At 50.5% G+C, this 26,930-nt stretch carries 25 protein-coding genes; 21 read left to right on the forward strand and 4 right to left on the reverse strand.

Annotation, left to right across the window (positions count from 1 at the left end; all coding sequences use genetic code 11):
* Positions 1–30: 30 nt before the first annotated feature.
* The 8 genes from ACYVUT_RS03820 to holA all read left to right on the forward strand — a co-directional run bounded on the left by ACYVUT_RS03820 (position 31) and on the right by holA (position 7,738).
* Entirely contained in the window at positions 31–1,236 is a 1,206-nt protein-coding gene (locus ACYVUT_RS03820; protein WP_484500881.1) for an FtsW/RodA/SpoVE family cell cycle protein, read from the forward strand.
* A complete protein-coding gene (locus ACYVUT_RS03825; protein WP_439774751.1) occupies positions 1,226–1,567 on the forward strand; it encodes a YlbG family protein in 342 nt (113 codons plus the stop codon). Before ACYVUT_RS03820 ends, ACYVUT_RS03825 begins: the two co-directional genes overlap by 11 nt.
* Positions 1,564–2,115: a 16S rRNA (guanine(966)-N(2))-methyltransferase RsmD gene (gene rsmD / locus ACYVUT_RS03830; RefSeq protein ID WP_439774750.1), complete on the forward strand. Its 552-nt coding sequence runs from the start codon at positions 1,564–1,566 to the stop codon at positions 2,113–2,115. The genes ACYVUT_RS03825 and rsmD overlap by 4 nt, the downstream gene beginning before the upstream one ends.
* Positions 2,116–2,610, forward strand: coding sequence for a pantetheine-phosphate adenylyltransferase (gene coaD / locus ACYVUT_RS03835; RefSeq protein ID WP_484501484.1), 495 nt, complete (start codon positions 2,116–2,118; stop codon positions 2,608–2,610). It begins immediately after the preceding gene.
* A complete protein-coding gene (locus ACYVUT_RS03840) occupies positions 2,600–3,640 on the forward strand; it encodes a SepM family pheromone-processing serine protease (RefSeq protein ID WP_484500000.1) in 1,041 nt (346 codons plus the stop codon). The genes coaD and ACYVUT_RS03840 overlap by 11 nt, the downstream gene beginning before the upstream one ends.
* Before the next feature lie 120 nt (positions 3,641–3,760).
* A complete protein-coding gene (locus ACYVUT_RS03845; protein ID WP_484500001.1) occupies positions 3,761–4,507 on the forward strand; it encodes a helix-hairpin-helix domain-containing protein in 747 nt (248 codons plus the stop codon).
* Between the two features lies 1 nt (position 4,508).
* Positions 4,509–6,719 carry a DNA internalization-related competence protein ComEC/Rec2 gene (locus ACYVUT_RS03850; RefSeq protein WP_484500882.1) on the forward strand — a complete coding sequence of 737 codons (2,211 nt, stop codon included), beginning with the start codon at positions 4,509–4,511 and terminating at the stop codon, positions 6,717–6,719.
* Positions 6,720–6,748: 29 nt separating this feature from the next.
* Complete coding sequence (gene holA, locus ACYVUT_RS03855) at positions 6,749–7,738, forward strand: DNA polymerase III subunit delta (RefSeq protein WP_484500002.1); 990 nt, start codon at positions 6,749–6,751, stop codon at positions 7,736–7,738.
* An 89-nt stretch (positions 7,739–7,827) separates the two neighbouring features.
* On the opposite strand, the gene rpsT is transcribed toward holA, so the two are convergent.
* Positions 7,828–8,079: a 30S ribosomal protein S20 gene (rpsT, locus tag ACYVUT_RS03860; RefSeq protein ID WP_270448164.1), complete on the reverse strand. Its 252-nt coding sequence runs from the start codon at positions 8,077–8,079 to the stop codon at positions 7,828–7,830.
* A 203-nt stretch (positions 8,080–8,282) separates the two neighbouring features.
* Between rpsT and rpsO the strand changes: the two genes are divergently transcribed.
* The 7 genes from rpsO to yihA all read left to right on the forward strand — a co-directional run bounded on the left by rpsO (position 8,283) and on the right by yihA (position 16,342).
* Positions 8,283–8,552, forward strand: a complete 270-nt coding sequence (gene rpsO / locus ACYVUT_RS03865) for a 30S ribosomal protein S15 (protein WP_002879084.1) — start codon at positions 8,283–8,285, stop codon at positions 8,550–8,552.
* A gap of 220 nt (positions 8,553–8,772) precedes the next feature.
* The gene (locus ACYVUT_RS03870) at positions 8,773–10,641 is read left to right on the forward strand and encodes a ribonuclease J (RefSeq protein WP_484500003.1); all 1,869 of its coding nucleotides are present in this window, start codon (positions 8,773–8,775) and stop codon (positions 10,639–10,641) included.
* A complete protein-coding gene (locus ACYVUT_RS03875; RefSeq protein WP_484500004.1) occupies positions 10,628–11,461 on the forward strand; it encodes a tetratricopeptide repeat protein in 834 nt (277 codons plus the stop codon). The genes ACYVUT_RS03870 and ACYVUT_RS03875 overlap by 14 nt, the downstream gene beginning before the upstream one ends.
* Positions 11,462–11,642: 181 nt before the next feature.
* Positions 11,643–12,833: an elongation factor Tu gene (tuf, locus tag ACYVUT_RS03880; RefSeq protein ID WP_300616111.1), complete on the forward strand. Its 1,191-nt coding sequence runs from the start codon at positions 11,643–11,645 to the stop codon at positions 12,831–12,833.
* 182 nt (positions 12,834–13,015) lie between these two features.
* Positions 13,016–14,344, forward strand: coding sequence for a trigger factor (gene tig / locus ACYVUT_RS03885; protein WP_439776201.1), 1,329 nt, complete (start codon positions 13,016–13,018; stop codon positions 14,342–14,344).
* Positions 14,345–14,496: 152 nt separating this feature from the next.
* Positions 14,497–15,750: an ATP-dependent Clp protease ATP-binding subunit ClpX gene (clpX, locus tag ACYVUT_RS03890; RefSeq protein WP_300616115.1), complete on the forward strand. Its 1,254-nt coding sequence runs from the start codon at positions 14,497–14,499 to the stop codon at positions 15,748–15,750.
* Positions 15,740–16,342, forward strand: a complete 603-nt coding sequence (gene yihA / locus ACYVUT_RS03895) for a ribosome biogenesis GTP-binding protein YihA/YsxC (protein ID WP_484500005.1) — start codon at positions 15,740–15,742, stop codon at positions 16,340–16,342. Before clpX ends, yihA begins: the two co-directional genes overlap by 11 nt.
* A gap of 49 nt (positions 16,343–16,391) precedes the next feature.
* Here yihA and ACYVUT_RS03900 read toward each other — a convergent pair whose 3' ends face one another.
* Positions 16,392–17,999, reverse strand: coding sequence for an Mbeg1-like protein (locus ACYVUT_RS03900; protein WP_484500006.1), 1,608 nt, complete (start codon positions 17,997–17,999; stop codon positions 16,392–16,394).
* A 134-nt stretch (positions 18,000–18,133) separates the two neighbouring features.
* Positions 18,134–18,274 carry an SPJ_0845 family protein gene (locus ACYVUT_RS03905; protein ID WP_002879072.1) on the reverse strand — a complete coding sequence of 47 codons (141 nt, stop codon included), beginning with the start codon at positions 18,272–18,274 and terminating at the stop codon, positions 18,134–18,136.
* 140 nt (positions 18,275–18,414) lie between these two features.
* Here ACYVUT_RS03905 and ACYVUT_RS03910 point away from each other — a divergent pair, with 140 nt between their 5' ends.
* The gene (locus ACYVUT_RS03910; RefSeq protein ID WP_484501485.1) at positions 18,415–19,077 is read left to right on the forward strand and encodes a nitroreductase; all 663 of its coding nucleotides are present in this window, start codon (positions 18,415–18,417) and stop codon (positions 19,075–19,077) included.
* Positions 19,078–19,352: 275 nt separating this feature from the next.
* Positions 19,353–21,002, forward strand: a complete 1,650-nt coding sequence (locus ACYVUT_RS03915) for a peptide ABC transporter substrate-binding protein (RefSeq protein ID WP_484501486.1) — start codon at positions 19,353–19,355, stop codon at positions 21,000–21,002.
* A gap of 59 nt (positions 21,003–21,061) precedes the next feature.
* Here ACYVUT_RS03915 and ACYVUT_RS03920 read toward each other — a convergent pair whose 3' ends face one another.
* A complete protein-coding gene (locus ACYVUT_RS03920) occupies positions 21,062–21,439 on the reverse strand; it encodes a hypothetical protein (protein ID WP_484502043.1) in 378 nt (125 codons plus the stop codon).
* A gap of 241 nt (positions 21,440–21,680) precedes the next feature.
* On the opposite strand from ACYVUT_RS03920, the gene ACYVUT_RS03925 reads away from it, so the two are divergent.
* The 4 genes from ACYVUT_RS03925 to ACYVUT_RS03940 all read left to right on the forward strand — a co-directional run bounded on the left by ACYVUT_RS03925 (position 21,681) and on the right by ACYVUT_RS03940 (position 26,738).
* Entirely contained in the window at positions 21,681–22,673 is a 993-nt protein-coding gene (locus ACYVUT_RS03925; RefSeq protein ID WP_484500009.1) for a D-2-hydroxyacid dehydrogenase, read from the forward strand.
* A 160-nt stretch (positions 22,674–22,833) separates the two neighbouring features.
* Positions 22,834–23,790: a thymidylate synthase gene (locus tag ACYVUT_RS03930; RefSeq protein WP_439776207.1), complete on the forward strand. Its 957-nt coding sequence runs from the start codon at positions 22,834–22,836 to the stop codon at positions 23,788–23,790.
* Positions 23,791–23,804: 14 nt separating this feature from the next.
* The gene (locus ACYVUT_RS03935; protein ID WP_484500010.1) at positions 23,805–24,293 is read left to right on the forward strand and encodes a dihydrofolate reductase; all 489 of its coding nucleotides are present in this window, start codon (positions 23,805–23,807) and stop codon (positions 24,291–24,293) included.
* 36 nt (positions 24,294–24,329) lie between these two features.
* On the forward strand, positions 24,330–26,738 hold the full coding sequence (locus ACYVUT_RS03940; protein WP_484500011.1) for an HAD-IC family P-type ATPase: 2,409 nt from the start codon (positions 24,330–24,332) through the stop codon (positions 26,736–26,738).
* Positions 26,739–26,930: the final 192 nt, after the last annotated feature.

Below are 26,930 nucleotides of genomic sequence, written 5' to 3' on the forward strand. Positions count from 1 at the left end.
TATTTTTAATGAGGGGAAATAGTGAAAAGCGTGAAGGAAAATAAAACGGGAGCTGGCAAAATTGCCAAAATAAAAGAGACATTCAAATATTTCGACTACCGGATCTTCATCGTCTACTTGCTTTTGATGACGATCGGGGTGATCGCGGTCTATTCAGCCAGTTCAGAAATCCTGCTAATCAACGGTTTTAAAGCCACGGTTTATGGGCAAAAGCAGCTGATTTACGCCTTTTTCGGGATCTTGATCTGCCTGGCCTGTTACAGCATCAACCTGGATTACTTAAGGCGGGGCAAGCTGCTCTTATGGCTGCTGTTAATCGTGGCTGGATTATTGGTCTACGTCAGGGCTTTTGGCCAGGCAGTCAACGGGGCCAAGGGCTGGATCAACCTGGGCCCGATCAACATCCAGCCTTTGGAACTGGCCAAGCTGGTCTTGCTCTTGTATCTGGCCCGGATGCTGGCTAAAGCCGATGGGCGGTTAGTGCGCGGGCATATCATTTCCCAGCTTTTGCCAACGGCTTTAGTAGCAGGCTTTTTGATGATTCTGGTCTTGATCGAGCCAGACTTCGGGGGGACAGCCATTCTTTTTTGCCTGGTCTTGATCATGTACTCAGTTTCCGGTATTCCAACCGGCTACGCTCTTTTGAGTCTAATCGGCATCACCGTTCTGGTCGTCGGGGGTTTCAGCTTGATTGTGGCCTGGAACCCGAGCTTCTTGCAGGATGTTTACGTCTACAAGCGTTTCATCGCTTTTTTGCACCCGTTTAAGACAGCGGCTAATGAAGGGGCCCAGCTGGTCAATTCCTATTACGCTATCCACAACGGCGGTTTATTTGGCCTGGGCCTGGGCAACAGCATCCAGAAGCGGGGCTATCTGCCAGAACCTTACACGGACTTTATTTTGTCGATTATCGCCGAAGAAGTCGGCTCTTTGGGGGCGTTATTAGTTCTGGGCCTGCTCTTTTACCTGATGCTTTTGATCATGGAGCGGGGGGTCAAGGCCCAGTCCCAGTACTCCACCTTGATCTGCTTCGGGGTGACCGCAATTATCTTTTTCCAGACTTTATTTAACGTTGGCGCGGTATTAGGCCTGATGCCGATCACTGGGGTGACTCTGCCCTTTATCTCTTATGGTGGGTCATCACTCTGGGTTTTGTCGGCCGCTATTGGCCTGGTCTTAAATGTTACCGCGGAAGAAAAAATCAGACAGGAGGTGCAAGCAGCTGATGAGTATTAACCAAGAATTAAAAGAGCAGGAGATTCCCAGCCGGACCAGTCTGATCGTGTACCTGCGCAATGTCAACAACGACCAGTTCAAGCTGCGCCGGTTCGGGGACATCGTTTATTTTTCCAAAAAGCTGCATTATTTGATTCTGTACGTCAACCAGGAAGAGGCGGAAGAAACGGCTAGCAAGCTGCGGAGCTTTAGCTTTGTCAAGAAGGTTGAATTTTCCCAAAATGATGCCCTGGACCTGGACAATCAGAAGATTGAGCAGCAGATCAGCGACATGGCCAAGGAGGCCGAAGAGAAGTTAAATCAGACAGATAAAGAGGACTGGATCAAGTGAGAATCATTTCTGGAAAATACGCCAAGCGGAATCTGTTTACACTCAAGAGCCAAAAGACCCGGCCAACTAGTGACAAGGTCAAGGAATCCTTGTTCAACTCCCTAGGCCAGTTTTTTGCTGGAGGAGAGGTCCTGGACCTGTACGCGGGCAGCGGAGCTTTGGGCATTGAAGCCGTCTCCAGAGGTTGCGACCATGCGGTATTAAACGACGTCAGCCGGCCGGCCTGCCAGATCATCAGGAAAAACGTGGACCTAACCAAGGAGCCGGACCGCTTTGAGGTCTTCACCATGCCGGCTAAAGTGGCCTTGAAGGTTTTCGCTGAGCAGGAAAGGAAGTTTGACCTGGTCTTTTTGGATCCGCCATATGCCAAGCAGCAGATGGTCAAGGACATGACCGCTCTTGCTTCCTTGGGCCTGCTCAATCCTGGAGCCAGGATAGTCGTGGAAACTGATGAGCAGACAGACTTGCCGCCTGTTTCAGGCTTTGACCTTTTGAAAGACCACCATATGGGCAAGACCATCGTAAGAATTTACCAGAGGGCAGAATAGATGACGACAGCGCTATTTCCGGGGAGTTTTGACCCCATTACCAACGGACACATGGATACCATTGAGCAGGTAGCGAAGGTCTTTGACCGCCTCTTGGTCGTGGTAATGACCAACAGCTCAAAAAAGGCGCTTTTCACGCCAGATGAGCGAGTGGACTTGATCCAGGCCGCGGTAAAAGAACAAGGACTGACTAATGTTGAGGTCCTGGCCCGGCCTGGCCAGCTGACGGTTGACCTGGCTAAGGAGCTGGGGGCCGGAGTCCTGGTCCGCGGGGTCCGAAACAGCAGCGATTTTCTCTATGAGCAGCAGATCGCCCAGCTGAACCAGGAGCTAGCCCCGGACCTGCCGACTGTGTTATTTATGGCTAAAGCGGCCAATAGTGCTTTGGCATCGAGCATGCTGAAGGAAATTGCCATGTTTGGGGGCGACTTGGACCGCTTTTTGCCCAAAAAGGCTGCCAGAGCCTTGAAGGAGAAGCTGCAAAGTGAAAGTTAAAAAAGACGGACAAAGCAAACAGTGGCGCCGGGCCCTGGTTGGCTTATTTACAGTCATCCTGCTGGCCCTGGTCCTGCTTATGCCGACCAAGTACGTGATTGAGGCGCCAGGGGATGCCCTGCCGGTCGGCGACTATTTAAAGACCACCGGGGTTAAGCCCAAGAACAACCTCTACTTCGTGACCGTGAGCGAAAGACGGGCGGTTTTAGGCGACTATTTATGGTCTTTTACCCAGCCATATGAAGACCGCTTGACCATGGATGAAGTGACCGGGGGGTCAAGCACTGAACAATATGAACAGCTGCAGGAATGGTACATGCAGACCAGCCAGCAGACGGCAATCTATTACGCGGCTAAGAAGGCAGGGCTTAAACCCAAGCTGAAGTATCAGGGCGTATATGTGATGGATCTGCAGTCTACTTCCAGCTTTAAAAAGAAGCTCTTGATCGGGGACACGATCGTGGCGGCCAACGGGCATAAGTTCAAGTCCGTCAAGGGCTTCATGAGCTACCTGCAAAAGCAGAAGATCGGGCAGAAGGTGTCGATTACGGTCTTGCGGTCCGGGAAAAAGCAGACTTTTACCGGGAAAATCGTCAAGGTTAAAGGCACCGGCAAGCCGGGGATCGGAATCAGCATGGTGGAAAGAGTCAAGGTTGAAGTCAGCCCGAAGACCACCATCAGCACGGGCGACATCGGCGGCCCGTCAGCTGGTCTGATGTTCTCCCTGGCCTGCTACCAGAACTATACTGGCAAGGACTTGACCAAGGGCCATAAGGTTGCCGGGACGGGGACGATCGACGCAAGCGGCAAGGTCGGCATCATCGGCGGCGTGGACAAGAAGGTCGTGGCCGCGGATAAGGAAGGAGCAGAAGTATTTTTCGCCCCAACCGACCAAACCGGGGTCAAGAAGTCCCAGACCAACTACGCCGTGGCCAAAAGAACGGCCAAGAAGCTGGGCACGAAGATGAAGATCGTGCCGGTGGCAACTTTTGACGATGCTTTGAAATACCTGCAAAAGCACTACAAGTAAAGAACAAACAGATTAAAAGAACCGAAGCCAGTCTTCGGTTCTTTTTTGCCTCAGTAAATTTTCCCGGCTTTTTTAGGAAAAAAGGCTGTATTTGGCGTACTAGTTATTGAGGTGATAAAAATGAATCAGTCAAACGAAAAAACGGAAGGCAAGCAAAAGCTGCAGGACCTGCTTGCCTGGCTGACCGAAAAGAAAATGTACATCATAATCGTTTTGCTGGCGCTAGGGGGCTTTTACTATGTCAACCGGCAGCCAGCCGCTGACAATTCAGCTCTTTTGTCCAGCAGCCAGAGCATGAGTGAGAATAGTGGCCAGAGCCTGCAAAGTTCCAGTGTCAGTTCAGTGGCTTCCAGCGCCAGTTCGGCGGCTTCCGCGGCAAATAGCGAAGTAGTCTGCGATATTTCAGGAGCTGTCAAGCACCAGGGGGTCTACCGGTTGAAAAACGGGGCAAGGCTGGAAGACTTGATTGAAAAGGCCGGGGGCTTAACCAAGGATGCCCAATTGAAGGCCATCAACCGCAGCCAGCTGTTAAAAGACCAGGACAAGATCTACATCCCTGGCAAGGGGGAGAAGGTGGAAGCGGCCCAGACCGCTAATTCAGCCTCGGCAACTACTCCGGCTTCTTCTGTTGCTTCTTCATCAGCTTCTTCTTCAACTTCTGGCGCAGCTTCTGGTGACTTGATCAACTTGAACACGGCCACGGCGGCCGATCTGCAGAAGCTGAACGGGATCGGGGAAAAGAAGGCTGAGCAGATCATTGCCTACCGGCAGGAAAAAGGGTCTTTTAAGAGCATTGATGAGTTGAAAGAGGTGTCGGGAATTGGCGACAAGACCTTCGCGGCAATTAAGGATCAGCTTACGATCTAGCCTGGAAGCCGGTTTTTACTTTCTTTTGGCCTTGGCCAGCGTCAGCTTGTGTGGGGTCTTTCAATTGCAAAAATGGGGAAGGCTCTTGGCCTTGGCTGCCTTGCTTTATCTGCTGTTTTTGCTCAAGGGAAAATATGGAGGCTTATTTAAATTTGCTCTTTCTTTCTTGCTCCTGCTGGCTTTAGTCTTGGCTAAAGACCAGGTGAAGCCGGGCGAGCCGGCAGGTGACATCCGCCTTTATCCTGACCAGGTGAAAATTACTGACGGCTGGCTAAGCGGGCGGGGGCAGACTGCGACGCAGCAAGTGCAGGTTTACGGGCCGGCAAGCAGGGAGGCACTAGCTCTGCTTGAAAATGGGCAGAGCATTTACTTAACGGATGTTTCTGGAGCCGTCAGCGAGATTGAGCCGGCGACCAATCCGGGCCAGTTTGACTACCGCCACTATTTAGCCAGCCAGCATGTCTACCGGCAGGTCAAGCTGGCTAATTATCAGGTAAGGCCAGCTCCGGTTAGTCTTTTGACCCGCCTGCATGGCCTGCGCTGGAAAATTCAAGCTTATCTTAAGCGCCTGCCGCGGCTCTTGGCCTTTTTTGCCAGTGAACTGCTTTTGGCGGAAAATCCGGCTGGGGACAACCAGGCCAACTTGAATACCTACCGGGATCTGGGGGTTATCCATATCTTGAGCATTTCGGGGATGCACGTGGGTATTTATGTCTTTGCCCTGGCAGTTTTAGGCAGCTGCCTGCACATGACCAAGGAGGAAGTTTTTGCCGCCTCCTGCGGCCTGCTGGCTTTTGAGGTCTTCTTGAGCGCGGGTCAGCCCGGTTTTATCCGGGCGACTCTCAGCTATCTTTTTTCTGCCGGCCTGGCTTTTAAGGGCCGGCGGATCGGCCGGGCGGATTTGCTGGGCTTGACCTATTGCTGCCAGCAGCTTTTTACTCCCCGCCTTTTGCTGGAAACGGGCGGGATCTTGACCTATTGTTTGGCCCTGGGCCTGGTCTTGACGGCGAAATTGCCAAACTTCAGGCAGGCCTTCTGGCTGAACGGCCTGCTGACGCCGTTTTTGCTTTACTTTTTCTACCAGGTCAATGTCTGTACGATTTTTTACAATATTTTGGTCGTGCCCTATTTCAATTACATAGTCATGCCTTTGACCGGACTGGCTTTGCTGGCTCCGCCCGGTCTGACGGCAATTTTTGAAAAAATCTTGGAGACGGCGGAAGGCCTATTGGCCAATATAGCCAAAACCGGCTTTGGCCAGTTGATCTATGGCCAGGTCAAGGGCTGGCAGCTGGCCCTGCTATTTGCTTTGACCTTCCTGTATCTCATTACGAGTAAAAAGAAATACCGCCATATTCTGGCGGCAGTTTATCTCTTAATTTTTGTCAGCATCCATTTTCCTTTGGAGGGGCAGGTCTCTTTTATCGACGTGGGCCAGGGCGACAGCATCCTTTTAACGACGCCCATTAGGCGCCGGGTCTACTTGATCGATACCGGGGGCAAGCTGACTTTTGGCAAAAAGAAGCAGAGCCAGCCCCAGATTGACCGGATTACTATTCCTTTGCTAAAATCCCAGGGAATCAGCCAGATTGACGGTGTCTTCGTCAGCCACCAGGACGCTGATCATGTTGGTGACTTGGGGCCGCTTTTAGAAGAAATGCCAGTCAAACGCCTTTATATGGGGGCCGGCCTTATTCAAAATCCCAGCTTTCGGGCCAGGATAGCCGGCCGGGTGGCAAAGACCAAGCTGATTGAGCTGAAGGCAGGGATGGAGGTAAAAGAAGCGATCAATTTCCAGGTTCTGCACCCAGAAGTAGCGGGAAAAGGGGAAAACAAGGACTCTTTGTCACTCACTTGCCGCTTGGCCAGGAAAAACTGGGGCTTTACCGGTGACCTGGACCAGGCAGGTGAAGAGGCAATTATCAAGAAGTATCCGGATTTAAAAATTGACTACTTCAAACTTGGCCACCATGGCAGCGATACGTCTTCTTCAACTGTATTTTTGCAGGCAATCCAACCGAAATTAGTCTTTATCTCAGCCGGCCGAAACAACCGCTATCACCACCCCAAGCCGGAAACTTTAGCCAAATTGCACCAATTGGGGATTCCCTACCTCAATACCCAAACGGAAGGGATGATCAGCTGGCATTACGGCAGCAAGGAATACTTCAGCAGTTTTCTGGAAGGGCGGCGGGTATGTTATCATTATTAAAGACTTACTTTTAGAGGGAGGAAAGCGGCTTGCCAAATTTAATATCCCTGTTTCCCAACAGCCAGGCAGGCAACCCAAATGTCCTGTTGCAGGGACCGGATGCTTTTTTAAATGACTATCTGGCTCACAATTATGTCCAGCAGGCAGCCTTTCACGGTCTGGAGAAGGTGACGGTCGACTGCGAGAGCGATCCGCTGGACGACTTGATCGCTGCTTTGGCGGAGGCTAGCCTCTTCAGCCAGCAAAAACTGGTTTTAGTCAAGAACCCAATTTTTTTGACGGGGAAATTCCCAGCCAAGTATAAGCAGCAAGGGGACCAATTGCTGGAAATCTTCAGCCACCTGGACCAAATCGACGATGTGATCGTTTTAGTAGCCAGCTATGAGAAGCTGGACCGGCGCAAGAAACTGACCAAGCAGGTGGAAAAGAGCTTCAATGCAGTCTCTACCGCGGTTAAAAGCTATGAAAGCGGCCGAGTCATGCAGGCATTAGTCAAGGCGGAAGGCTACCGCTTTGGCAAGGGGGCCATGGACCTCCTCATGGAGAGAAGCGACCAGGTTCTGGACGCGGCCCTGGGCAATTACAACAAGCTGAAGGCCATCAGCGACGGCCAGGAAATCAGCCGGGACTTGGTGGACCGGAACATCGACCTTAGCCTGGACCAGAATGTTTTTGCTATTTTGGAAGCTGCCTTAAAAGGTGACTACCAAGAGGCGATTGACCGCCTGGACGGACAGCTGCGGGAAGGAACCTACCCCTTGCAGCTGGTCGCGGTCTTTTTCAGCCAGGTCGAATTTTTGCTCTGCGTGAAGGTGATGGGGCAGAGAAGGCGGAGTGAAAGCGAGATCGCCAAGGAATTGTCCGCCCACCCTTACCGGGTCAAGACGGCCTTGAAGTCCAGGGCGAAAGTCGGCCAGCTGAAGCGGATGCTGGCTCAGCTGATCCAGCTGGACTACCGCTACAAGAGCGGGGTCTGCCAGGGCAGCCGCTTTTTAAAGGCTTTTATCTTGACCTGCTAGGCAAAAAGAGAAACAAAATACAGAAAAAGGCAAAAGAAAAAGAGCGGGAAACGAATTGTTTCTCGCTCTTTTGTTGATTGCTAGTTTAATTACTTAGCAAGCTTAGCCAAACGACTCTTGTCACGGTTAGCCTTGTTCTTGTGGATCAAGCCCTTTGAAGCAGCCTTGTCCAATTCACGGATAGCAGCAACGTGTAATTCGGAGGCGTTGTCCGCACCAGCAGCTTGAGCAGCCTTGAACTTCTTAACGGCAGTTCTCATAGTGCTGAGTTGAGCAGCATTGCGTTCGTTAGCAACAGCTTGAGTCTTAACACGCTTGATAGCAGATTTGATTTGTGGCATTAGGTTCACCTCCAATAACTGATTGAAATTCACTAAATTATTATACTGAAAGCCGGCGCCAGATGCAAGAAGAAATTTTGCTTGCTTTTTCTAAAAAATCGGGTATGATTATATTTGTTATGTGAACCTCGGACGTTGTCTTTACGTTTCACCTAACGGCTGACGCTGTCCGGGGCAATTTTTTTAAAGAAAGGTGCAGAAACATGGCAGTTTCAAAAGAAAGAAAGAACGAAATCATCAAGGAATACGCAACCCACGAAGGCGACACTGGTTCCGTAGAAGTACAAGTTGCTGTTTTGACTGAAGACATCAACAACTTGACTCAACACATGCGTGAACACTCACACGACCACCACTCATACGTTGGTCTGTTGAAGAAGATCGGTCACCGTCGTAACTTGCTTCGCTACTTGCAAGAAAACGACCTGGAACGTTACCGTGCATTGATCGCTCGTTTGGGTCTGCGTCGTTAATCAAGGACTCATCAAGAGGCTGGGCTTTTCCCGGCCTCTTTTCTTTTTCTCTTTTTTGCTTTTCACTTTTCTTTCTTTTCCTTTGCAGGCTTAGTGACTATCATGCTCATGCCCTTTATGTTAAAATTAAAAAGATTATAAGCGTTTTGATCGACAGATCCATATAAAGCATCTATCAGACAAAGAATTGATTTAACATGATTACGAAAAGGAGAGGTTTATGTCAGACAAGTTAAAAATCATGGTTCTCAGCGGGGTCCGCGAGCAGGGCAAGGACATGTTTGCCGTTCAGGTAAACGATGAAATTTTTGTTTTGGACGCCGGCCTCAAGTACCCGGACAGCTCATTGTTCGGGATCGACGTGGTAATTCCGGACATGGAATTCTTCAAGCAATATGGTGACCAAGTCGCGGGGATCTTTTTGACCCACGGCCACGCCGACTCTATCGGGGCTTTGCCATACATTCTGCGAGACTGGGACATTCCGGTTTTCGGCTCAAAATTAACTATCGAACTGGCCAAGATCGACGTGCAAAGAGAAAACAAGCGGCGGAACAACCAGCTTTTCAACGTTATCGACGCCGATACGGAAATCGACTTCAAGAATGCCAGCGTGTCCTTCTTCCACACCACTCACTCAGTGCCGGACTCTTTGGGGATTGTCATCCATGCTCCGCAAGGGCAGATCGTCTACACCGGTGACTTTAAGTTTGATCCTTCAGCCCGGCCAGCTTACCGGACTGACATGACCCGGCTGGCTGAAATCGCTGAAAACGGCGTTTTGGCCCTTTTGCCGGACTCATCCAACGCTGAAGCGGTTTTCCCGAACGCCAGCGAAAATGAAGTAGGTGCCTACATCACCAATGTCTTCAGAAACGCCAAGGGCCGGATCATCGTGGCCGGCAAGGCTTCCAACTTGAACCGGGTTCAGCAGGTCTTTAACGCCGCTGCCGCTACCGGCCGCCGGGTTCTTTTGACTGGCCGGGACGTGGCCAAGATCGTCCACACTGCCATGAAGCTGGGATACCTGGAAGTGCCGGACGGGCTTTTGATGAAGGTCAAGGAACTCAAGGACGTGCCGGATGAAAAGACGGTCATCCTGGAAACCGGCCGGATGGGCGAACCGCTCCAGTCCCTGCAGAAGATGGCCAACAACCGCCACCGGATGATCACCATCCACGAAGGGGACCTGGTCTTTATCGCCACGACCCCGTCACATGCCGTTGAAACCACGGTGGCCATCACCAGCGATATGGTTTACCGGGCTGGCGGCACGGTTATTGAACTTGGCCGCAACATGCACACTTCCGGCCACGCGACTGGCCGGGACCTGCAGACCTTGATCGACCTCTTGAAGCCGCGGATCCTGGTTCCGGTAATCGGGGACTACCGGCTTTTGGAAGCAGTCAAGGACTTAGCCGTTGAAACTGGGATGGACCCAGACGACGTCTACATTACCCAAAACGGGGACTGCCTGGAATACGACACTAAGCGCGGCCAGTTCTTCCGCGGGGATGCTGTACCAGGCGAAGACACGATGATCGACGGATCCGGGGTCGGCGACGTGGGCAACATCGTTTTGCGCGACCGGGAAGTTTTGTCAGACGACGGGATCTTCATCGCCGTAGTCACGATTGACCGCAAGAAGAAGAAGATCGTTTCCGAACCGCAAGTTACCAGCCGGGGCTTTGTCTACATCAAGGCCAACCACAAGCTGATGAACGACTCAATCCAGGTCATCAAGGACGCCATCCAGGCCAACTTTGAACACAAGAAGTTCGACTGGACTGAGCTCAAGCAGGACATGCGCTCCAGTCTGGAGAAGTTCCTTTACAAGCAGACCAACCGCCGGCCAGTCGTTTTGCCAGTCGTTATGGAAGTCAACCAGAACCGGCACCGGGCAATGCAGAAGAAGGCCGAAGACGCGGCTGAAGGCACCAAGGAAAAGACTGCTAAGAAGCGTACAAACCGCAAGAAGCAGACCAAGCCGGCAAATAAGACTGCCAAGTCTGGCAAGAAGCCAGCAGCAAAGGGCAAGAAGCCGGTAAACAAGAGCAAGAAGGAAAACAAGGCAGATGACAAGCGTTAGCCAAGAGAACCTGCTGAAATTGGCCAGACGGGCCGAAGCAGACGGGGACTACCAGGCTGCTTGCGGGCACCTGGAAGAGGCACTGAGGCTGGGCTTTGACGAAGACCTGGCCCTAGAATTGTCCCGCCTTTTGCGCTTAAACAAGGAGGAAGATCAGGCTTATGCCCTTATCAAGGCATTGCCTGATCTTTTTTCCCGGGATAAAGTACGGGACGAGTATGGCCAAGTCCTGGCAGCCAATAATTATTTGATCGAAGCCCTCCAAGTCAAGCATTTGACTGAGGGAGAGATCGACTTTCCAGTTTTGCCAGCAGAAAAGCAAGAACAAGAGAAAATCCTGCTTGCTTTCAGAAAAACGCAGGCAGTCAGCCAAAGTCAGTATGAGCAGCTCTTAAAGCTGGACTTGCCGACCTACCTGGCCTTTGCCAGAAGCCTTTTGCTGGATCCTTTGGCCAATTATGCCTTGCGCCTGGCGGTTTGCGAGGACCTGGTCAAGCTTGGGGTTAAAGAAGAGATGCAGGTCATGATCCTGGGGGACTTGAAGAGTTTTGTACCGGCGGAAACAGATTTGCTTAAGCAGGACCCGGTCTACCGGGAATTTATCGCTTCTCTGGCCAGCCGCTACCAAAACCGCCCCAGCGAATTGCCTTTGATTCTGGCTGAGGGGAATTACGCTTTTGGCCAGCTTTACCCCTGCCAGGGGGATTATGTCACTAATCCCGATGCTTTTGCCCGGGACCTGACCGGCTTTTTGCGGCAAAAGCGGGGCGGGGAGAGCCAGAACTTGCTGGAAAAAATCTATCAGAAAAATACTGATTAATCTTTTTGCAAATCACTTTACTTTTTGCCGGCATTTAGTATAATCATTTTTGGATATTTTCAAGAAGTTGCGCTATTGCTACTAGCGTACTTCTTAGGAAAGTAGTACAATATTCAACAGAGAATCATCCGTTAGTTTTGTCTCAACGGACTTCTTGTAAAATTTCAGGAGGGTCATTTTAATGGCAGAAAAAGAACATTACGTTAGAACTAAGCCACACGTTAACATTGGTACTATTGGCCACGTTGACCACGGTAAGACTACTTTGACCGCAGCTATCACTACTGTGTTGGCTAAGAAGGGTTTGGCACAAGCTGAAGATTACTCACAAATCGACGCAGCTCCAGAAGAAAAGGAACGTGGTATCACTATCAACACTGCCCACGTTGAATACGAAACTGAAAAGCGCCACTACGCCCACATGGACGCCCCAGGCCACGCCGACTACATCAAGAACATGATCACTGGTGCCGCTCAAATGGACGGTGCTATCTTGGTTGTTGCCGCAACTGACGGTCCTATGCCACAAACTCGTGAACACATCTTGTTGGCTCGTCAGGTTGGTGTTAACTACATCGTAGTCTTCTTGAACAAGTGCGACTTGGTTGACGACCCAGAATTGATCGACTTGGTTGAAATGGAAGTAAGAGACTTGCTTTCAGAATACGGTTACCCAGGTGACGATGTTCCTGTAGTTCGTGGTTCAGCTCTTAAGGCTCTTGAAGGCGACGAAGAAGCTCAAAAGAAGATCGAAGAACTGATGGACGTTGTTGACGAATACATCCCAACTCCAGAACGTGAAACTGACAAGCCATTCTTGATGCCAGTTGAAGACGTCTTCACTATCACAGGTCGTGGTACTGTTGCTTCAGGCCGTATCGACCGTGGTACTGTTAAGGTTGGCGACAGCGTTGAAATCGTTGGTTTGGTAGAAAAGGTCTTGACTTCAGTTGTAACTGGTTTGGAAATGTTCCACAAGACTCTTGACTTGGGTGAAGCCGGCGACAACGTTGGTGTATTGCTCCGTGGTATCGACCGTGACCAAATCGTTCGTGGTCAAGTTTTGGCAGCTCCAGGCTCAATCAAGACCCACGAAACTTTCAAGGGTCAAGTCTACATCTTGAGCAAGGACGAAGGTGGCCGTCACACTCCATTCTTCTCAGACTACCGTCCACAATTCTACTTCCACACCACTGACATCACTGGTGAAATTGAATTGCCAGAAGGTACTGAAATGGTTATGCCTGGTGACAACACTGAATTCTCAGTTACTTTGATCAAGCCAGCCGCTATCGAAGTTGGTACTAAGTTCACTATCCGTGAAGGTGGTAGAACTGTTGGTGCCGGCCAAGTTACTGAAATTGACGACTAATTTTTAGTTTTTGAATTTTAGTTCTAACAGTGTAAAAAGGTGTTCTTCTCAGAAGAACGCCTTTTTTTATCCAAAAAAGCCCTATTTTGTAGTACTTTCATTGTTTTTTGACCGGCTTTAAGGTAAGATATTTAAGTATGCAAAGTAGCAAACTCAAAATAGACATTGGAGGTATTTGATTAATGTCTGCTAACTGGAAAACTACCGGTAAGACTACTGGTGAACTTTCTTTTGAAATCTCTCAAGATGAAATCAAGAAGAGCCTGGACAAGGCTTTTAACCGCGTAAAGAAGAGCTTGCGTGTACCTGGCTTCCGTAAGGGTCACGTTTCCCGTGTAATCTTCAACCAATACTACGGTGAAGAAGCTCTCTACGAAGACGCTTTGAACTTTGCTTTGCCAGAAGCTTACAGCGCTGCTGTTAAGGAAACTGGCATCAAGGCAGTTGGCCAACCTCAAATCGTTCCTGTATCAATGGACAAGAACAAGGCCTGGGAAATGAAGGCAATCGTAACGGTTGAACCAGAAGTTGAACTTGGCCAATACACTGAAATCGAAGTACCAAAGCAAAACACCCGCGTTTACCAAAAGGACATCGACGCTGAATTGACTAAGCGCCAAGAACAAAACGCTGAAATGGTTTTGAAGAACGACAAGGCTGAAAATGGCGACACTGTAACCATCGACTACGTTGGTACTGTTGACGGCGTTGAATTTGACGGCGGCTCAGCTCAAAACTACTCCCTGGAATTGGGCTCAAACACCTTCATCCCTGGCTTTGAAGACCAACTGGTTGGTCACGGCGCTGGCGAAGAAGTTGACGTTGTCGTAACCTTCCCAGAAGACTACGGCGCAAAGGACCTGGCTGGCAAGGAAGCTCACTTCGCAACCAAGATCCACGAAGTTAAGGCAAAGCAATTGCCAGAACTTGACGACGAATTTGCCAAGGACGTTGACGACTCAGTTGAAACTCTTGACGAATTGAAGGAAAAGATCAAGGCTGAACTGAAGTCTGAAAAGGAAGAAGCAGCCAAGGCAGCTATCCAAGAAGCGGCCATCACTACTGCAGTCAAGAACGCTACTGTTGAAGAAATTCCTGACGTGATGATTCAAGAAGACGTTGACAACCAACTCAACCAATACTTGGGCGACATGCAACGTCAAGGGATTGACCCACAAACCTACTTCAAGTTGACTAACACGACTGAAGACCAACTGCGCAGCCAATTGTCAGCAAACGCAGCTGAACGCGTTAAGACCAACCTTGTTTTGGAAGCAATCGTAGCCAAGGAAGGCTTCGAAGCAAGCAAGGAAGAAATCGACGCTGAAATCAAGGACCTGGCAGACAGCTACAACATGAGCGAAAAGGCAGTTCGCAACGCTTTGAGCGACGAAATGCTGGCTCACGACATCAACGTTCGCAAGGCAATGAACTTGATCACTGACAGCGCTAAGCAAGTAGCTAAGGCTAAGCTTGAAGAAGGCAGCGAAGACGAAGAAGAAGACAAGTAATCGCCTGTCAATAGCCTGAATTCCCCAGAAGTGGCACCTGCCCCTTTTGGGGTTTTCTTTTGCCAAGATGGAAGAAAAAATACAAGGCTAATTTCGCGCAAGTTGCCCGTATTTATGCTAATCTAGTCTTTAGCAAATAGAGGAGGGAATACATGGCTACTAAGTTTACAGATCCAGAAGAAGTGAAATGCTCATTCTGCGGCAAGTCTGCCAGCCAAGTAAAGAAAATGATTGCCGGCAACGGCGTATACATCTGCAACGAGGACATTGAACTCGCTAAGCGGATTATTGATGATGAGCTGCGTCTGGATTCACTGAAGGAAGCGCGCGAGCTTCCCAAGCCAATGCAAATTAAAGAAGAACTGGACCAGTACGTGATTGGCCAGGACCGGGCCAAGCGGGTTCTGTCCGTGGCGGTTTACAATCACTACAAGCGGATCAGTCAAATGGATGTTGATTCTTCAACTGAACTGCAAAAGTCTAACATTGCCTTGATCGGGCCAACTGGGTCAGGCAAGACCTACCTGGCTCAAACTCTGGCCAGGATTTTGAACGTGCCGTTCGCGATCGCGGACGCGACTACTTTGACTGAAGCCGGCTACGTAGGGGAAGACGTCGAGAATATCCTGCTTAAGCTGCTGCAGAATGCTGACTACGACCTGGAGAGAGCCCAGCGGGGGATCATTTATATCGACGAAATCGACAAGATCTCTAAGAAATCAGAAAATGTTTCAATCACCCGGGACGTGTCTGGTGAAGGGGTTCAGCAGGCTCTTTTGAAGATCCTGGAAGGGACCATTGCTTCTATTCCGCCGCAGGGCGGCCGCAAGCACCCGCAGCAGGAAATGATCCGGATGGATACCACCAACATCCTCTTCATTGTCGGCGGGGCCTTTGACGGTATCGAAGAAATCGTCAAGAACCGGCTGGGCAAGAAGACCATCGGTTTCGGGGCAGAACAAGAATCCGGCAAGGTTGACGACGACAACTGGAACCGCTTCTTGACGACCGGTGACTTGGTCAAGTTTGGCTTGATCCCAGAATTCATCGGCCGGATTCCAATTATCACTACCTTGGACCGGCTGGACAGCGACGATTTGGTCCGGATCTTGACTGAACCAAAGAATGCCTTGATCAAGCAATACCAGAAGTTGCTCTCCCTTGACGGGGTTGACCTGGAATTTGAACCAGCTGCCGTCAAGCAGATTGCTGACCTGGCTATTGAACGGAAAATGGGGGCCAGAGGCCTTAGAACCATCATTGAAAATGCTATGATGGACATCATGTACCGGACGCCAAGCGAAAGCGACATCAGCAAGGTCATCATCACGCCGGAAACGATTACCGGGATGGGCGAGCCAAAGGTGATCCGCCGTGAACTGGAAGAGGTTGCCGATGATCATTAACCAATCAGAATTTGCCGTCAGCGCGGTTAAAGCCAGCCAGTACCCAGCAGGCGGCTTGGATGAAATAGCCCTGGCTGGCCGGTCAAACGTTGGTAAGTCCAGCTTGATCAACACCCTTTTGCAAAGAAAGAACCTGGCCCGGACCTCCTCGTCGCCGGGCAAGACCCAGACCTTGAACTTCTACCGGGTCGACAGCGACCAAGCTGACTTTTACCTGGTCGACGTGCCAGGCTACGGCTATGCCAAGGTTTCCAAGAAGCAGAGAGAAGAGTTCGGGGAAATGATCCAGGACTACCTGGAAACCCGGGCCTACCTCAAGGGCTTGATTTTGCTGATTGACGGCCGCCACGAACCGACTGCCGACGACATTGCCATGTATGACTATGCCCAGTATCTGGACCTGCCGATTTTAGTAGTGGCCACGAAGATGGACAAGATCAAGAAGAACGCCTTCAACAAGACCGAGGCGGCCTTCAGAAAGCACTTGAACTTGAACAAGGACAATGTGACCTTCCTGCCATTTTCATCAGTGACCAAGCTGAATGTTGACCAGGTCAAGAACTGGATTGAGGCCAGACTGGACGAAGAATAGCAGACAAAACAAAAATGCTCAAAGGATTATTCCTTTGAGCATTTTGCGTTTACCGGTGTTTTTTCGGCATTTGCGGCCGGTGGTTAAAGAGTTCGGCAATCAGCTTGAAGGCTCCGTAGATGATCAAGAGGATCCCGATCTCAATGATTGATTGGTGGTTGAAGTATTCTGGGTTGATGATGACGATGATCCCCAAGGCAAAAGAAATGATGGCTTCAGCCACGGTGATGATAGTTCTAAAGACCCCGGTCTGCTTGCGCAAAATAATCTTGCGGGTCCGGCCATAGGCATAGAAAAGCAGGAAGGCTCCCAAGAAGTAGTGGGCCAAAAAAACTAATAGCTGATTGCTCGATAAAAGCGCTACAGAGGCCGCGAACAAGACCAGGTAGGTGATCAAGAAGAAGCGCTTTTGCTGGGGCTTAAAGGCCGAAACAGAGACCGAGAGAATATGGTTGACGCTGAAGATAATCCCCCCGACCGCGGCCAAAATCCCGAAGGCCTTGAAGGCATAGTCTGGTGCCGTAAGACTGATGATGCCAAGCAGGACCAGGAGCCAGCCAGTCAGAGTATCCCGGCTGAAAAGGGCGGCCCCAATCTGCTGATTTTTGATCAGTTGCCAAATAGAAGAAAAGAGGTTACCCAAAATAAACTTGGTCCGCCTTGAAGAGTTGGTCACTGATAAAAGGATGGCTCCGAAGCCCCCAAAGCCGTTTTTAGCCAGCTGGTTGATCTTGCTGGACCCGCTGGCCGCCAGGGCGTCAAAGAGGTCTTGGGTTAGGGCTTCCCGCTCTTCCAGGCTGGCTGATCCGATCCATTGGTTGATCAGCTGGTTGTAGACTCGGGACTCAGGATTGGGCCGCTTGCGGGTCACGAAATGGCTGCCCTTGATCTGCCAGGAATAAGTGTCATGTTGGGCGATGTTGCCATTGGTTGAATAGACGATGACTGGGTCGACCTCCCTGGGTTCAAACAGGCGGCCGATAATGGAAAAGTCGGGCACGTAGCGGCGGAGAACTCTTTTTAAAAAGTCCTCGTTATAGTCAACTCCGGCCTCACTGGCCAGACCTGGACTGTCAAAGGTGTAGACAGCCTTGATCCGGGCCCGGTAGTCCTCAGGCAGCTTCAAAGCAGCGTATTCAGCCAGGTTGCCTCCCTTGGAGTGGCCGCCCAGGATATAGTCTGCTGTGTCATCAGCCAGGAGGTCCTTGAGGTAGCGGGCGCCTAAGATCTGGGCTTTGGTTTCCTTAAAAGAAATTTCAAAGTCTTCCCGCCAGCCGACCAGGGTGTCGTCGGTCCCCCGGAAGGCCACGTAGTGGGTACCATCTTCAAGGACGATTTTTAAGGCACTGAACTGGCACTGGTCGGTCAAAACAGTGTTGAAGTGGGACAAGCGGGCATCCTTAAAGCGGTCGCCCTCGCTCATTAGGCGGAAGAGTTCCTGGTACTGGCTAGCGTCTATGCCGGTAAAGGAAGAGGCAAAGTATTTCTCGGCGATTTCGCGTACGGTAACTTCCTTATTGCCGGAAGGGATGTACTTTTCCAAGTTAAGATAAGAAAAAATTGCTAAAACTAAAGCGTCAATTTCGTTGAAAGGAGACTTCTCCAGTGGAATGTCGCCCCGCCATTCCAGGTAGGTCAGCAAGTTGCTGTTGTCCAAGGTGCTCACATCCTTAAAGAAAAATAATTGCAAATGCTTACAAGTTAATTTTAGCCTAAATAGGGCAGAGGTGGGCAGATTTACGGGAAAATTTAGCGACTTTTATAAAATATAAAAAGCCGCCAACAAGCGGCTTACTTTGCCTCTTTGCCGGCAGCTTTGTCGTCTTCTTTTTCCTTGCCCTTGCCGGAAGCGGCTTTCTTGGGGTCAGGGATGCTGGCGAATTTGTCGAAGAGTTTGTCTAAGTCGTCTTGTCTTTTAAAGGTTAAACCCATTTGTCCATATCCTGCTTTCCATTGAAATAAAATATCTGCTTTTGCCTCAATTATAGCGATTTTTTTGCTATTCAGTCAATTTTGAACTATACTTACAAAAAAGAAGTACAAAGGTAAGCAGTATTAAGAGAGGTGCAAAAATGACTGATGCGATTGATGCAATTGAAAAGCGCCGCAGCACGCGCTATTTTGACCAAAGCAATGAGCCTAGCCGGGCAGACCTGGAAGAAGTAGTCCGCTTGGCTGGCCTGGCTCCGTCTTGGGTTGATTCCCAGCCCTGGCGGGTTTATTTAGCCATGGGGGAAACGGCCAAGAAGATCCATGCCCGCCACCTGGCTTTGGCTGAAGCGGGGACGGCTCCGTCCCCAGACTGGGAAACCTGGCACCGGGAAGACTGGGATCCTTATCCAAGGGAAAACATGCTCCGGCACAACCAAGCCAGCCAGGAATATTTGAACACGCCGGAATTGCTGGACCTCAGGACCAACATTTTGCAGAAAAATCTTTACTATGCCCCGGCAATTGCTTATTTGACCATTCCTAAGCACTCCAACCTCTGGTCAGTCTATGATCTGGGTGCTTTTGCCCAAACTCTGGCAATCGCTGCCAAGGCCAAAGGGATTGACACCATGCCGGCTTATGAACTGGTCAAGTACCCGGCCAGCGTACGGGAAATCATGGGGATCCCGGATGACCAGACTCTGGCCATGGGGATCGGCCTGGGCTATGCCAAAGATGAGTACGTCAACGGCTACCAGGCTCCCCGCCGGGATCTGGCTGATTTTTTGAAGGTTAAGGATTAAACTGAAAAACTTGCAAGAATGCGTTGACTTTTTGTAAGTGAATCTGTAAGATTAAATTAAATCAAATTGAGAAAGGAGCTAAATCATGTTTGCAATGCAAGAAAACCAAACTATGTGCGTTTGTTGTATGTCACTTATGTCATACGACCGTTTTGTGTTGCCTAATCTGGATTTAGCTCAGACCAAGTGATTTGCCTAGTAATTGTTAGCTTAGTGGCAAATGAAGCAGCTGTTTCCTTTAGGGAGCAGCTGCTTTTTTGTCTTAGGAGGAAAAAATGCAAAAGATCAAGAAATTCACCCTTGCCGCTGTCAGCGTCAGTGCCGCCTTCCTGCTGGCCGCTTGCGGCAGTCAGCAGAGCTCAAGCTCATCAAGTAAGGACAAGCAGGTCTTAAAGCTCAGCGCGGCCGCTCCGCTGGATACCATTGACATCAGCAAGGCGACCGGTTATGGGCAGACGGGGAACGTTTTTGAAAGCTTCTACCGTTTGGGCAAAAACGGGCAGCCAGCCGCCGGCTTAGCCAAGTCCGGCACCGTGTCTAAGGACGGCAAGACCTGGACCTTCAAGCTGCGGTCAAACGCCAAGTGGTCAAACGGGGAAAAGATTACCGCCCAGGACTTCGTCTACTCCTGGCGGCGGACGATCAACCCAAAGACGGCCTCACCTTACGCCTATCTTTTCTCTGGCATCAAGAATGCTGATGAAATTATTGCCGGCAAGAAGGACCCGTCCAGCCTGGGCATCAAGGCTTTGAACCAGGAAACCGTGCAAGTCAAGCTCAACCGGCCAATTGCCTACTTCAAGGTCTTGATGGCTTATCCGCTTTTTGGGCCGCAAAACGAAAACTTCATCAAGAAGGCGGGCAAGAAGTATGCCACCAGTTCCAAGTACATGCTCTACTCTGGTCCCTTTAAAATCACTGGCTGGAAGGGGACCAATGACACCTGGTCTTTTGTCAAGAATAACCAATACTGGGACAAGCAGGCTGTTAAGCTGAGCAAGATCAGCTACCAGGTCGTTAAGACCACCAACACCGGCTACCAGCTCTACCAGCAGGGCAAGCTGGACCTCACTCCGCTGTCTAGTGAACAGGTCAAGCAGCTGAAGAAGAATAAGGACTTCAAGACTTACCCATACTCCTACGTTGCTTATTTGGCCTACAACTTCCAGGCTAAGGACGCGACAGTTAAGAAGGCTTTGAACAACAAGAACATCCGCCTGGCTTTGTCCCTGTCACTAGACCGGAAGATCTTGACCAGCAAGGTCTTCGGGGACGGGTCAAGCGTGCCGACTGGCTTCGTGGCTTCCGGCTTGGCCTATGACCCAGCCAACAAGGAAGACTTTGCCAAGGAGCAAAAGGTGGCTAATACCGTTGACTACAACGAGAAGCTGGCTGAAAAGTACTGGAAGGCTGGCTTGAAGGAATTGGGCTTGAAGAAATTGAACCTGACCTTGCTGGCTTCAAACGAAAGCACCAACGCCGACGCCTTGACTCAGTACCTGCAGTCCCAATGGACCAAGGTTTTGTCCGGCATCAGCGTGAAGGTCAGCTCCATCCCAAGCAAGAACGCCTACACCAAGGCTGTAAGCGGGGACTTTGACATCTACGTTTCCGGCTGGGGCGGGGACTTCAGCGACCCGATGACCTTCATGCAGATCCTGCAGAAGGGGACTAGCTACAACTACGGCAAGTGGAACAATGCTGAATACAACAGCTTGATCAAGAAGGCTTTGACGACTGACGCCAACGACGTTAACAAGCGCTGGCAAGACCTGGTCAAGGCTGCCCAAGTGGCTAATGCCGACCAGGCAGTCAGCCCGATCTACCAGCAGACGACTGCCTACCTGCAAAACAGCAAGGTTAAGGGGATCATCCACAACAACGCTGGTACCCAATGGAGCTACAAGTACGCTTACATCAAGTAATTGAGCAAGTAGCAAGTTAGATATGCAAACAAAAAAGCGAGACAAGTGGTCTCGCTTTTTTAATGCCGGCTAGCTCTGTGACTGGAATTAGCCTTAATTTTGTGGGGATGCCGTTTGAACTTGACCTGGCCGCCCTCTGGCAGGAAGCGGAAGTGGCGCATCTTGGCGTTAAAGGGGCGGCCGGAAAGTCGGATGGCGGTCCAGTCCTTCATCAGCTTGATCATCCGGTCTAAGTCCTGGACTCTTTTGGCCTGGCCTTCTGCTTCAGCAGCCTGGTGGATGTCACCTTCCAGGCGTTCGATCAAATTCTGATGGTAGGCAAGAAGCTCGGAGGTTAAGGGTGCGCGGCGGTACTGGTTGAAGAGCTTTTGAATCAGTTCCATGGCTTCCAGACTGTCTTTGGGTTGAATGTAACGGGGATCGTTTTCTTCATTCATCATTTTCTACCTTTCTTTTGCTTTATACTTTTTCTCCATGTTTTCTTTTCAGTTTTTTCTGGCCTTTAGCTTAAAGATTACAGAAGTGTTAAAAAATGCGATAACTAAAAATCACTCTAGCAATCTTTTAATTTTTTTGTCATAATATAAAGAAAAGCATCAGGCTTTTACTTTAGGATACCAGAATCAGAAAAAACGAGAGCTTGTTTGGCAAAATTTGTCAATTATGAGGAGAAAAAAGATGAAGGCATACTTGTTCGGCATTACGCCGGTGGAAGAAGCTTTTTTAAAAGAGTGGCAGGACCAACACCCAGACGATAAAATTTCTTATACCCACAGCCCCTTGACGGCAGATAACCTGGAAGAAGCCAAGGGCTTTGAGGCAGTTTCGACCCAGCAGGCAGAAGCCTTGACGGCCGCTGACCTTGAGACTTTGGCGCAAGGAGGAGTCAAGCACCTGGCCTTGCGGAAGGTAGGGGCGGACAATATCGACTTGGAAGCGGCCACTAAGTACGGGATTACCGTCGCTAATGTGCCGGCTTATTCGCCGCGGGCAATCGCGGAAAACGGCTTGACCGGGGCCATGTACCTTTTGCGCAAGTGGGGCTACTATCACCGGAAGATGCGGCGGGGGGACTTTACCCGGCCAACGGAGCTGATGAGCGATGAGATCTTCAACCAGACGGTCGGCATCGTCGGCTTGGGCCGGATCGGGGCAGCAGCGGCGGAAATGTACCATGCCCTGGGGGCTAGAGTCATCGGCTATGACCCGGTTTATAATGCTTCTTTAGAGCCTTTTTTGGACTTCGTTGACTTTGAGACCTTGATCAAGGAAAGCGATATCGTTCAGCTGCACATCCCGCTGACTCCGGAAAACAAGGGCATGTTCAGCGCCAATGAATTTGCCAAGATGAAGGACGACGCGATCCTGGTCAACCAGTCAAGAGGTGAACTGGTCGATACCGCGGCCTTAATTGTGGCCTTGAAATATCATGAAATCGGCGGGGCTGCCCTGGACGTTTTGGAAGGGGAAGAAAAAATCTTCGGCCGCAAGTTTGAGGACGTGGGTTCTTTGCCGGAAGAGTACACGGAGCTGATCAACCTGCCGAATGTGGTCATGTCCCCGCACTCAGCCTACTATACCAAGATGGCGGTCAAGAACATGTTCTTCCAGAGCATGACTGATATCGAGCGGACCCTGTCCGGGAAAAAGGCCTTTTTCAAGGTTAATTAGCTAAAAAGCGAAAAAAGAAGAACAATGACAAGCCCTGGCAGGCCAATCCTGCTAGGGCTTTTTCCATCTGTTAAGCTTTTTGTAAAGATTAACACCTGCTAAAAAATTCTGTTAGACTAAAGGTGAAGTGAAGTAAAAAGTTTTTGCAAAGGACAAGGAAATGGCAAATCAAGATCAAGCATATTTAGACTTACTGAAAAAGATCATGACCGAAGGCAATGACAAAAATGACCGGACTGGGACAGGCACCAGAAGCCTCTTTGGGGCCCAAATGCGCTTTGACTTAAGCCAGGGCTTCCCGGTCTTGACAACCAAGCGGGTGCCTTTTGGCTTGATCAAGAGCGAGCTTTTGTGGTTCTTGCGGGGAGACACCAATATCCGCTTCTTGCTTGAACATAAAAACCACATTTGGGACGAATGGGCCTTCAAGAACTGGGTAACCAGCCCGGAATACCAGGGCCCGGACATGACTGACTTTGGCCTCAGGAGTCAAAAGGACCCGGAATTTAAGGCAGTCTATGATGAAGAAATGCAGAAATTCTGCCAGCGGATTCTGGATGATGAAGCTTTTGCTCAAAAATACGGCAACCTGGGCGACGTCTATGGGGCCCAGTGGCGGCACTGGGGCAAGCGGGATGGCGGCTTTATCGACCAGATCGCGAACGTGATTGAGCAGATCAAGACCAATCCCGACTCCCGCCGCTTGATTGTAACGGCCTGGAACCCGGAAGACGTTCCTTCCAGCGCCCTGCCGCCTTGCCATGTCCTTTTCCAGTTTTATGTGGCTGACGGCAAGCTCAGCCTGCAGCTTTACCAACGCTCAGGTGACATGTTCTTAGGCGTGCCATTTAACATCGCCAGCTACTCTTTGCTTTTATCGTTGATTGCTCGGGAAACCGGCCTGGAAGTGGGTGAGTTCGTCCACACTATCGGGGATGCCCACATTTACAAGAACCACTTTGCCCAGGTTGAAGAGCAGCTGAAAAGAACGCCATTTGACGCGCCAACTTTGTGGCTGAACCCAGAGAAGAAAAAAGTAGCAGATTTTGAAATGGCCGATATCAAATTGGTCAACTACCAGCATGGGTCCACGATCAAGGCCCCGGTTGCCGTTTAGAAAGGGTGAAAAAATTGCTTAGCTATGTTTGGGCACAAGATGAAAAAGGCGCCATCGGCTACCAGGGCCGCCTGCCCTGGCACTTGCCCGCTGATTTGGCCCACTTTAAGGAAAAGACCATGGGTCATCCCATGCTGATGGGGAGAAAGACTTTTGAGTCCTTGCCGGGTCTTCTGCCAGGCCGGGAGCATGTCGTCCTTTCCAGCAGAAAATTGGACCTGCCAGCTGGGGTTTTGCAGCTGAAAAGCGAAGAAGAAGTTTCCAGCTGGCTGAAGGAGCAAGCCGGGGAAGTCTGCGTTATTGGCGGCTCCAGCCTCTTTGCCCTGCTGGCTGACCAGGTTGACAAGCTGGAAGTGACCCGGATTAAGGGGACTTTTCCAGCTGACACCTACATGCCGGACCTTGCCTGGGCGGCTTTTGACCTGGTAAATACAGAAGCCCACCAGGCTGATGGCAAGAACAAGTATGATTATGTCTTTGAGACCTACCTGCGCAAAAAATAGCAGGGAGGGCAAGTTGTGAAAAGTGAGATGTGAGTGATGAAAACAAATTTGCAGACGGGGCTGACCGAGGAGGAGGTCGAACAGAAAAAAGCGGCCGGCAAGGTCAACACCGCCATTGATGATGAGTTCAAGACCAACCGGCAGATCATCGTTGAAAACACCTTTACCTACTTCAACTTGATCTTCCTGGTTTTGACCATCCTGCTTTTAATTGCCGGTGATATTCGTGACTTGACTTTTTTGCCGGTGATTATCTTGAACACGATCGTCGGGATCGTCCAGGAAATCCGGGCAAAATCCGTTTTAAGCAAGCTGCAGGTCTTAAACCAGACCAAAGTTCTGGCGCTCAGAGGCGGAAAAAGGCGGCAGGTGCCAATTGACCAGCTGGTTGAAGGGGACCTGGTCCTCTTGAAAGCCGGTGACCAGATCCCGGCCGATGCCAAGGTGGTCGACGGCAGCGTCCGGGTCAATGAATCGCTCTTGACCGGGGAAAGCGACGAAATTGCCAAGGAGGTTGGCGATGAGCTTTTGTCCGGTTCTTTCGTCGTTTCCGGTGAAGTCATGGCTCAGCTGGTCAAGGTGGGCAGCCAGTCTTACATCGCCAAATTGACGGCGGAAGCCAAAGCCATGGGCGGCGGAGAAGAGTCAAAGATGATCCGGGCCATCAACCGTTTGATCAAGTGGGTCGGCATCATCATCATTCCAATGGGGGTAGCCCTTTTTGCCCAAGGATACTTCCTCAACCACCGGTCTTTTGCTGAATCGATCAGTTCGATGGAAGCAGCCATTATCGGCATGATCCCGGAAGGACTTTATCTTTTGACGACGGTGGCCCTGGCCCTGGCTGCCATGCGCCTGGCCAGAAATCAGGTCATGCTGCACGACATGAAAAGCGTGGAAACCCTGGCCCGGGTCAATGTTCTCTGCGTTGACAAGACGGGGACGATCACTGAGCCAAAAATGGCGGTGGAAAAAGTCGTCCCGGCAAAAAATTACCCGGGAAATGATTTGGAAGATCGGCTTGCTGCCTACGTTTCCAACATGCCTGTCGATAATATCACCGCTGAAGCCTTGAGCCAGAAGTTTGGCCAGGACCAGCCCTTGGTCAATGCCAAAAGGGTAATTCCTTTTACTTCAGTCAACAAGTACAGCGGGGCGGTTTTTGCCGGCTACACTCTGCTTTTGGGGGCACCGGAAATGATCCTGCGCTCTCAGCTGAAAGCCTGCCAGGAAGAGTTTGCCCGTTACCCAGAAGAAGGCTACCGGGTCCTGGCTTTTGCCAAGTATCCAGCTGAACTGGCGGATGAAAAGGAAGCCTTGACCCAGGAGGTCGAAGTTCTGGGCTACGTACTTTTGTCCAACCCGATCCGGAAAGAGGCCAAGGAGACTTTTGAATATTTTGCCAAGCAAGGGGTGGAAATCAAAGTCATTTCCGGGGATAATCCGGTGACCGTTTCCCGGGTGGCCGGCCAGGCCGGGATTGCCGGGGCGGAAAAATACATCGATGCTCAGACGATCAAGCCGGGTGAATACGAGCAGGCTATGGCTGAATACAATGTCTTTGGCCGGGTCAAGCCGGAGCAAAAAAAGGAATTCGTCCAGGCCCTGCAGAGGATCGGTAAGACTGTGGCCATGACCGGAGACGGGGTCAATGACATCCTGGCCATGAAGGAAGCCGACTGCAGCATTGCCATGGCTTCAGGCAACAGCGCTGCTGTCCAGGCCTCCCAGGTGGTTTTGCTGGACTCCAATTTTGCCAAGATGCCCCAGGTGGTCAATGAGGGCCGGCAGGTGGTCAACAATATTGAACGTTCAGCTGGCCTCTTTTTGGTTAAAAACATCTTCTCCTTGCTGATGGCGGTCTTTTCCTTGATCTTGACGATTAACTACCCAATCAAGCCGGCACAGATCACCTTGATCTCCAGCTTTACGATCGGCCTGCCATCCTTCCTTTTGGCTCTGGAAAAGAACCATTCCCGGATCCGGGGCAATTTCACGGTCAACATTCTGACCAAGTCAATCCCTGGCGGGATTACCGACTGGCTGGCCGTCAGCATCCTGGTCTTGACCAACAAGTTTACCAATATTGGGGACAATGAAGTCGCGACCGCGTCAACTGCCCTCCTGGTCTTGGTGGGCTTGATGGTCCTCTTCTGGATCTCACGGCCGCTCAACAAGTACAAGCTGGGCGTTTTGGCCCTGTCAGTGGTCTGCATCATCTTGTCGATCATCTTTATTCCTGGCTTCTTCAAGCTGAGTCCGCTCTCTGGCCGGGCCATCTTCACGGTCGTCGTCCTCTTCTTTGCCGGCATGACCCTCTTCAGAATCATGTCGCGGATCTGCGATGGGATCAAAGAAGTCAGCAACGTCCTGACGGAGAAGGGGAAAGATGCCAAGCTGCGGGATCTTTTGGCCGCTTATGGCAAGGACCGGAATGAGCTTTAACATTTTTTTAGAAAAAGGCTTGACTTACTTAAAAAATAATGATAAATTTAGAGCATCAAGTTAAGAAAAGTTATCTCGAAAAGCAGAGTAGTCGGGTGACGATCCTTTACAGAGAGGCGGCAGATGGTGAAAGCCGCCAGGAGAGTTCCGGTGAACATGGGCTTGGAATGATATGTTGCGGTGATATTTAGC

This window comes from Lactobacillus sp. WILCCON 0059, from assembly GCF_057197985.1.

Bases quoted from the DNA above. Each gene is read 5' to 3' on its own strand.
- ACYVUT_RS03825 (WP_439774751.1), top strand. From the start codon at position 1,226: ATGAGTATTAACCAAGAATTAAAAGAGCAGGAGATTCCCAGCCGGACC.
- coaD (WP_484501484.1), top strand. From the start codon at position 2,116: ATGACGACAGCGCTATTTCCGGGGAGTTTTGACCCCATTACCAACGGA.
- ACYVUT_RS03845 (WP_484500001.1), top strand. From the start codon at position 3,761: ATGAATCAGTCAAACGAAAAAACGGAAGGCAAGCAAAAGCTGCAGGAC.
- rpsT (WP_270448164.1), bottom strand. From the start codon at position 8,079: ATGCCACAAATCAAATCTGCTATCAAGCGTGTTAAGACTCAAGCTGTT.
- rpsO (WP_002879084.1), top strand. From the start codon at position 8,283: ATGGCAGTTTCAAAAGAAAGAAAGAACGAAATCATCAAGGAATACGCA.
- ACYVUT_RS03870 (WP_484500003.1), top strand. From the start codon at position 8,773: ATGTCAGACAAGTTAAAAATCATGGTTCTCAGCGGGGTCCGCGAGCAG.
- ACYVUT_RS03875 (WP_484500004.1), top strand. From the start codon at position 10,628: ATGACAAGCGTTAGCCAAGAGAACCTGCTGAAATTGGCCAGACGGGCC.
- tuf (WP_300616111.1), top strand. From the start codon at position 11,643: ATGGCAGAAAAAGAACATTACGTTAGAACTAAGCCACACGTTAACATT.
- tig (WP_439776201.1), top strand. From the start codon at position 13,016: ATGTCTGCTAACTGGAAAACTACCGGTAAGACTACTGGTGAACTTTCT.
- clpX (WP_300616115.1), top strand. From the start codon at position 14,497: ATGGCTACTAAGTTTACAGATCCAGAAGAAGTGAAATGCTCATTCTGC.
- yihA (WP_484500005.1), top strand. From the start codon at position 15,740: ATGATCATTAACCAATCAGAATTTGCCGTCAGCGCGGTTAAAGCCAGC.
- ACYVUT_RS03905 (WP_002879072.1), bottom strand. From the start codon at position 18,274: ATGGGTTTAACCTTTAAAAGACAAGACGACTTAGACAAACTCTTCGAC.
- ACYVUT_RS03910 (WP_484501485.1), top strand. From the start codon at position 18,415: ATGACTGATGCGATTGATGCAATTGAAAAGCGCCGCAGCACGCGCTAT.
- ACYVUT_RS03915 (WP_484501486.1), top strand. From the start codon at position 19,353: ATGCAAAAGATCAAGAAATTCACCCTTGCCGCTGTCAGCGTCAGTGCC.
- ACYVUT_RS03920 (WP_484502043.1), bottom strand. From the start codon at position 21,439: ATGAATGAAGAAAACGATCCCCGTTACATTCAACCCAAAGACAGTCTG.
- ACYVUT_RS03925 (WP_484500009.1), top strand. From the start codon at position 21,681: ATGAAGGCATACTTGTTCGGCATTACGCCGGTGGAAGAAGCTTTTTTA.
- ACYVUT_RS03930 (WP_439776207.1), top strand. From the start codon at position 22,834: ATGGCAAATCAAGATCAAGCATATTTAGACTTACTGAAAAAGATCATG.
- ACYVUT_RS03940 (WP_484500011.1), top strand. From the start codon at position 24,330: ATGAAAACAAATTTGCAGACGGGGCTGACCGAGGAGGAGGTCGAACAG.